General features: G+C 36.4%; 3 protein-coding genes. All 3 read right to left on the bottom strand.

Annotation, left to right across the window (positions count from 1 at the left end; translation table 11 throughout):
* The coding region (locus DN393_RS30900) for a pLS20_p028 family conjugation system transmembrane protein (protein WP_149174295.1) at nt 1–1,901 on the bottom strand (1,901 nt) is incomplete at its 3' end.
* A gap of 23 nt (nt 1,902–1,924) precedes the next feature.
* Nucleotides 1,925–2,134, bottom strand: a complete 210-nt coding sequence (locus DN393_RS30895) for a hypothetical protein (protein WP_000338017.1) — start codon at nt 2,132–2,134, stop codon at nt 1,925–1,927.
* 57 nt (nt 2,135–2,191) lie between these two features.
* Nucleotides 2,192–4,762, bottom strand: coding sequence for a VirD4-like conjugal transfer protein, CD1115 family (locus DN393_RS30890; RefSeq protein WP_149174294.1), 2,571 nt, complete (start codon nt 4,760–4,762; stop codon nt 2,192–2,194).
* Nucleotides 4,763–4,939: the final 177 nt, after the last annotated feature.

Here is a 4,939-nt window from a genome sequence, read left to right as displayed (position 1 = left end):
CTTCCTCCACTTGGCACTGGTCTTGATGTTTCTACTGGTGCCGGGCTACTTCCGCTTGATACTGTTCCTGCCGTTTGACTTCCTTCACTTGCTCCTTGTCTGACTGTTCCTGGTGTTTGACTTCCTTCACTTGCTCCTTGTCTTACCGCTCCGGCTGTTGGATTTCCTTCACTTGCCCCTTTTCTCACTGTTCCTGGTGTTTGACTTCCTTCACTTGCTCCTTGTCTGACTGTTCCTGGTGTTTGACTTCCTTCACTTGTTCCTTGTCTTACTCCTCCGGCTGTTTGACTTCCTTCACTTGTTCCTTGTCTTACTCCTCCGGCTGTTGGATTTCCTTCACTTGCTCCATTTGCTTTTCCAGCCTCTTTCATTTCATCTTGAAGGCTTGTTGTTCCCGATTCTTGACCATTTGCTACTCCCGGGTTTTCATTCCCTTCTTTTTTCATATCTTCTTGAATAGATGGCACACCACCATTCTCTTTATTTTCTTCCTTATTTAAGTTACCTTTTTCTTTTTCATTTTTTGCTAAATCATTACCATTTGCTTTCTTCTGATCCGCTTTTTTCATTTGATCTTGCAAGGACTCTTTATTTTCAGACTCATTCCCTTTTTTCAAACCACTTATAAGACCAGCCATGCCACCTGTTGCCATCGCTGCCGCACTTGCGGTTTTAGCTGCTGCAACACCAGTTCCTTCTGCTGCACCTTTCGCCCCTTTTCCAATCATATTTCCTAGACCCTTCATTGGTTTTGAATTTGCAAGAGCGCCAATTCCTTTACCAAGTGCGAAACCTCCTGCTAACATGCCCCAACTGCTCTTTAATCCAATATCTATACCGAATAACCTTTCTACGACTGCCGGGCCATCTAGAACTGCCATACTAAATGCCGCTAATGCAATCAGATACGGTACACCATTTAATTTGTCATGGAGAAACGCCGTTCCCATTATATATAGCTTCAAAGACAGGAATATCATAATCGTTGCTATAAATATATTGAGGATATTCGATAACACCGCTTTTAACTTTTGACCATTCGCAACATCGGCTGGTGCTAATATGTTCGCTAGCAAGTAGTTAAATGCCAATTCATAAAATAACCTAGCTAATTTAATACTTACCAATAACAAAGTTGCACCAGTTATCAGTAAAGTAAAGAATATGTTCCAAAAATTCCAATGCCAGCGATAATACTTTTCTGGAAAGAAATCAAACCATCCATCTTTTAATTCAGCTAAAGATGCAACTCCTAACGCATCCATTACTCTTTTATTTTTCAAAATTTTCTTTCCATTATCTGATAAATCTTTGTCCTTTGTAAATTCAAAATCCTCATCTATTTTTTCAGTAATATCTATCTGTCTAATATTTTTTTCAGGAATATTGTTTTTCGGATTCATATCCTCTTTCTTTTTCCATCCATTTTGATCTATTACTGCAACATCCGTTATGTTCTTCTTAATAATTTCATCACTCAAAGAGCCTTTTTGCTCTGATTTTACAACCGCAATTGCATCATCGGTGAACTTATCGACCTTTGTCATGCCAGTGCTTAATAAACAAAGTACACTCAATGTCACGAAAATATTGATGATAATTTGAGAACGATTCATTTGTTTGTTCATAATAAACATGTAGCCAATATATAAAAACGAAATGGCTAAAAGAACGACAAACAATGGATATAACATATCAACAAAATTTTGTATTTCTGGTGAATTAAAAAATCCTTTAATCCCCAGTATGGCATCTGTCACACCTTCTAAAGCATCTACAACTAAAGATAAGCCTACAATTAGGAACCATCCTAACCAACGCAATACATAATTCACGATGTCTCCTACTTGAAGATAATCCGAGAACGTTTCTAAAACCTTTAAAATCTCTTCATCTTTCACTATTTATCCTCCTTTCATGCTTACTACTGCCCTAATACTTCTTTTGCTGTCCAATTCACTCTTTCATTCAGTCTGTCAATACGAATAATCAATTTTCCTTTTTGTTCCCGATCTACTGAAAGGAAAAGAACCGCATCTTCCAGACCAAGAATGACCTCATTTTCTTCTGTTACAAATGGCGAGTAACTATCTAAAATCAATTGCATTTTATCCGTTATTGTCGGTACACACATTCCCTCTTCCTCCTTTAGTTTGGATTCAAAAAAGCACTCAATCATTTGAGTGCTTTTCTAACTCGTCACTTGTTCTTTTTCTTCTAAATCACGTAAGATTCGATTAATCTTGTTTTCGACTGCTTGATAAACACTTTTGTCGATGTGGTCATTGTGAGCTAACATTTGAAATTCACTGTAAAACTCGCCCATTTCTTGATTTTTAACTTCATCTATTGATTTTCCTAACTGCGCTAAAAAGAACTTATCAACCAGTTTCAAAACCGCTAAATCAGATTCAAAAAATTCATTAACCGTTTTTCCCTTCCAATTTTCAATGGAGAGTGAATCAAACGGGCTATCTTCCTGTTGAAACGCCTCTTCCGGAATATCTTCATCAATTCCCATCATTGTTGGCTCTTCTACTGGCTGCGGTGTCTCTACTGGTGGCAAATCTTCCTGTTCTGGGTCTGATGGTTCTTTCTTAATTTGTTCTTCCTTTCTTTCTCCTAGAAAATCTACAATCAGTTTTTTCGGTTCTACATCATCATGTAAGGAGTCGATATCTATATCTAAAATAGATTTATCTGTATCGAACTCTTTCCCTAAGTACTCCCATCTATATTTTAAAGCTGTTTCTCCCGTATTATAAATTGGACGTGGTCTGATACGCTTTCGGTTATTATCTTGACGTTTTATGACACGAATAACAGCACTTTCTCCTTCTTTAAAACTCATAAGCTCATTTGCTGTTAATAACGGTCGTTGATCTAAACCTTCCGTTTTATTTTTATCTGTAGAAAGACCTTTTCCACTTCGAGAAGGTAGATTAATTGTCTGATTCCCCAGCTTCTTGGACACTTTTTCTGCTGTTTCTTGATCGTTTGTTAGAATGTAGATCGTATTCCCACAGTTTCCATCAATGGTATCTGCATCATCTCCATACTTATTTTTTATTTGTGCGTATGCTTGAACAACAAGGTTAAAGCGAATATTTCTACCAAGACAAACCGTAATAATATTCGCCATTCCTTCAATACTCGGCATGTTTCCAAATTCGTCAAGTAAAAATACTACTTCACGGTGGCATTCTCCCCCTCGAGCAAGAGACGCACCCTTTGCCAATATAAAATAAAGCTGCCTTACAAAAATAGAAGCAATCACATGATTCGAAGAATCAAAGTCTGGTGTAATCATAAAAATAGCGACTGGTTTATCGAAATAATCCACTTTTGTTATTTTCATATCTTTATTTTCTTCTACTACTTTAAATTCTGTATGACCCGTTTTTTCATCTATTTTTATAATAGAAATAGATGTTTTCGTTTGCGGATTTTCCTTTTCATTACATTGAATGGTATCTCCAACTTTTATTACTTGTTTAAAATCTAATGCAAAACGTCCTGTAATATCTGCCTTGATAGACTCCTTTGAGCCATCTGGAAATACAATTTCTACTCGTTTTCTAGATGTCACTTTTCCTTTTATTGTTTTTCCAAAACCGACACGTTTTAAATCCACACTATTTTTTGCTGTCATTTTAGCGATTTCATCAAATGTAAAAATAGAAAGTCCGTTCATTGTTTGGGTGAAAATTCCCCCTCGTGTCGTTCCTTTCGAGAAGTTTGAGGTTGCATATTGCATTTTCGCAACACTATCCGCTGGTAAGCCTTCAAAGTATAAATCTAATGCATTTTGTGGATCTGCATCCGGATCTACGATTACCTCTTTTGAACCAAGTTCTGATAACATATTTGCAACTGCATACATTGTAATTTTTTCTTCTGTACCTTCTGCAATACATTTATCCGTAACAGCTAGTATCATGGCGTTACACAAGCTCATAGCGCACTGTTGCCAAAAAGGATCTTTGACAGTTGGGTTGTAATACAAAGTGTGAGAAAGTGTTTTACATAGTGCTTGCGCTGTTGAATAATCTCCATCTTTATAAGCATCTTTGACAAGCTGCAATAAGTTATAACTCATAGAATCAAGTGGGTTTAACAAGTTCAAAACTTCAATGTGATACCCTCGTTCTTCCAGGGTATCTTTCGATGCCGTAAATAGTTCCCCTTTTGGTGTATTAATAATTAAAGAAGGTTGATGCTCCGCCCTGGAATAAACATCAATTGTAGGAAATACATAAGTTTCCCCTTTACCAGAGCGTGTTGTACCAATAATTAAATTGTTTACCGGGCTATCATCAATAAATACCTTATCACCTAGTCGGGAGATAACGACACCACCGCCACCTTTAAATGATTCCTCTCGATCTGGTACAGCTCGATACTGCTTTTTCAGCTCTTCAACTATTGTAAAACGACTAGATCCTTTCTGATGATTATTTAAGTTTTTAAAGGAAGATTTCAATTTGTACACTGTTCTCGCTATAGTTCCAATCACTACAAGGAAAACAAGCATGTAGTAAATTGGATGTTCTGCAATTGGCATCTGAAAAAGAAATCCTACCTCCATATGAAATGGTTTAGGATGTAATAAATCACTAAATGTTGTTTCTATCAGCTCTAAAGATAAGTTGAGTAAAAAATTAGCGATCAAAAACATTCCAACAAACAAAAAAGCACTCAATGGAATGAGTACTTCTTTTTCAGCTAATTTATATTTGATTGATATCTTTTCACTATACATATCAAAGTATCACCTCTGTTCAATCCAGCTTCAAATTAAAAAGGTACTCTTTTTATGAGTACCTTTTTGGCAATATCAGTTGTTTTTTCTTTATTTACTCGCTACCATCTTTTCATTTTGTTTCAGCACTGGCTTTTCTTGATTCGTTGGTTTCTCTGGTTCTGTTGGCTTCTCTGG

It is taken from the genome of Bacillus sp. BPN334 (assembly GCF_008368885.1).
Classification (GTDB): domain Bacteria; phylum Bacillota; class Bacilli; order Bacillales; family Bacillaceae_G; genus Bacillus_A; species Bacillus_A wiedmannii.
The sequence above is the reverse complement of the archived record's forward strand: the minus strand, read 5'-3'. Positions and strand labels throughout refer to the sequence as shown.

What these genes read in the sequence shown, in the direction of transcription:
- DN393_RS30890 (WP_149174294.1), bottom strand. Translation starts at nt 4,762, where the DNA reads ATGTATAGTGAAAAGATATCAATCAAATATAAATTAGCTGAAAAAGAA.
- DN393_RS30895 (WP_000338017.1), bottom strand. Translation starts at nt 2,134, where the DNA reads ATGTGTGTACCGACAATAACGGATAAAATGCAATTGATTTTAGATAGT.